Annotated in this window: 1 protein-coding gene; it reads right to left on the bottom strand. The window is 57.0% G+C overall.

What is annotated here, in order from left to right; all coding sequences use genetic code 11:
- On the bottom strand, nucleotides 1–523 hold a 523-nt coding region (locus tag AX756_RS24135), incomplete at its 3' end, for a transposase (protein ID WP_197431136.1).
- Nucleotides 524–818: the final 295 nt, after the last annotated feature.

Raw genomic sequence — 818 nt, 5'->3', positions numbered from 1 at the left:
CATCGGCAGGATCGATGCTTTGGACGTCCCAATCGGCCTTCGGTGTCGAGTTCTGCTTGTTGGCATCGGCTTCAATCAGGCTCGCATCGACCGCCAGACGTTGCCCACTCACCAAACCTTCGTCGATGCATCGCGCGACGAGGGTCTCGAACAGGTGGCGCAAGAGCCCACTTTCGCGGAACCGGCCGTGACGGTTCTTCGAGAAGCTGGAATGATCTGGGACGGGATCAGTCAGGTCGAGCCGACAGAACCACTTGTACGCCAGGTTGAGATGCACCTCTTCACAAAGCCGCCGTTCCGAACGGATACCGAAGCAGTAACCTACGATCAGCATCCTGATCAGCAGTTCAGGATCGATCGAAGGGCGCCCCGTATGGCTGTAGAAAGGCGCAAGGTGCAAGAGGATGCTGGTCAGATCGACAAAGCGATCAATGGAACGCAGCAGATGGTCCTGGGGCACATGATCTTCCAGCGAGAAGTCGTAGAAAAGCGCGCTCTGCGCCTCCTGCCTCGGTCCCATCATCGCCGACACCTCCCACCTTGGTGAAAGAATTGAATCAGCGATCAGCCCGTCCGACAACCATAGTTTTTCAACGAAATAGGCTACTAGCCGTCGTTCGCGGCACCTCAAGCGATCGGCGGCTTTCGGGTCAGGGATAGTTGCTGCGTCAGCGAGGGACGCAATCACCGCAAGCGGCAGCAATGCGCAGATGCTGTTGAAAAAGTCTGTTGATGCGTTTGCGTTGGGCTGATTCACTTTCCGGAATTGGACGGGAGTGACTTCGATGATGGGATCGAGGCAGGAAGCTCAGGCAGCG

The sequence above is a fragment of the Aliiruegeria sabulilitoris genome (assembly GCF_001558155.1).
GTDB lineage: Bacteria > Pseudomonadota > Alphaproteobacteria > Rhodobacterales > Rhodobacteraceae > Tropicimonas > Tropicimonas sabulilitoris.
Note: the sequence above shows the minus strand (reverse complement) of the source record. Positions and strands in the feature narration are given on the sequence as shown.